Annotated in this window: 1 pseudogene; it reads right to left on the bottom strand. The window is 49.1% G+C overall.

The annotated features are described in order from the left end of the window. Positions 1-1,557 (bottom strand): annotated as a pseudogene (locus EAO38_RS08505) (hypothetical protein); the annotation flags it as partial.

Below are 1,557 nucleotides of genomic sequence, written 5' to 3'. Positions count from 1 at the left end.
TGCGCTAGGCTCTGCTATGGGCTCTTTTTCCACTGCAGATGGGGGCTTTACTAGGGGGCTTTGGTTTGAGGCTTGAAAGTCTTTAACACGCTTCTCAAAAGCGGGCAAGAGATCATGAACGACATGGCTGACAATCTGGGAAGGTTCCCCGCTTGTGGCCACTATCTTAAGAAAATCATAGATGTTTGCCTCGCTTAAAGGCCTTTGAGTCTTGCCTGCCATGCGCTCAAATAAATCAATGGTCATGGATTCTTGTAGGGCTGTTGGAGTGGCTTGTAAGAACTCATCTAACGCCCTAGCGGGGTTTTCCAGACGCGCAAAACGCGCAAAACTAGCCCCTAACACCCCGCTTAAGGAATCTTCTAAAAGATGGGGGTTTAATTGGAGCGCTTTTTCTAAATTCTGATCGCTCAATTGGGTAATATGCTTTAAAGCTTTGGCCATTCCCTCAAAATTGTCCGCGCGGCTAGCTTTGAGGGCTAGAGCGCTTTGGGTGAGACTTTGGGTCAAGTAACGCCCTAGGTTCAAATTGGGGAATGTCTTATCTAGCATCAAATTATAGAAATTCCCCGCATTGGCCACAAACATGCGTTTTAGCTGAGAGTAGGTGTGTGGGTCTAGTTGTTGTTGGGCAAAGTCTAGGGCTTTGGCTAAAGACCCATTGGCGTTACTAGGGGCGACATGGGCCAAAAGGGCCAAATTAGCCCCCTCTATGTCTGGTTCGCTGGCCTGTTTGTCTAAGAGTTTGGCCACACGCCGCTCTAATTCTTCCACACTCTGGTGCTCCACTCTCAAGGGCGCTAAATTGGCAGGGGTGATGTGTTTGTCATACTTGCCTAGCGCGCTTAAAAGCTTGTCTGCTGGCGTGCTGGCGCGATCCTTATTGCTAAAGGCGGCCAAATTTAAAAGCTCTTTGGGGCTTAAGTCCGCTTGGGGGGTGCGTACTAGCAATTCCTGGGGCTTTAAGCTTACCCCATAATGTTCTAAGATAGCTTGTTCGTAGGCCTTTCTAGATTGAGGGCTAAACTCCTGCATCCCCTTAGCCCTATGATTACCGGCTAAGACTTGGCCATCTTTAAGGACGATGGGCAAGTCCTCAAAACCTCCCCGTCCTAGGATCATCGTAGGGTTAAAATCCTTAGCAATGGCTTCTATGGCCTGCGGGTTCATCTTAGTGCGCGTCTGTGTGAGCGTGTTGGTGAAATTGGGTTTGACATCCTGTGTCTTCACAATGGCCAAGTCTAGGGGGTAAATGCTAGAGTCATCAAGACTGACAGAGCTCCTAGGCCCCTCTAATCTTTGCATGGCAATGTCTGGGCCTAGTTCTAGGCCCTTTTCATTCTCTTTTAGCCCGGCCTTTGCTTGCTGTTGCTTGAAGTATTCTTCTCTTTGGGCTTCTAGCTCCACCTTGCTTTTTTCTAACGCCTCTTTTTGGGCCTGCTTGGCCTCTTCTTTGGCGTGCGCACTCTGTTCCCTCCACTCTGTGGCCTGCTGCAAAAGGGATGGTTGACTTTTAGGGGGGGTTGTGCTAGGGTTAGGCAAAGGAGTTTGTATGTT

It is taken from the genome of Helicobacter vulpis (genome assembly GCF_003660395.1).
GTDB lineage: Bacteria > Campylobacterota > Campylobacteria > Campylobacterales > Helicobacteraceae > Helicobacter > Helicobacter vulpis.
The sequence above is the reverse complement of the archived record's forward strand: the minus strand, read 5'-3'. Positions and strand labels throughout refer to the sequence as shown.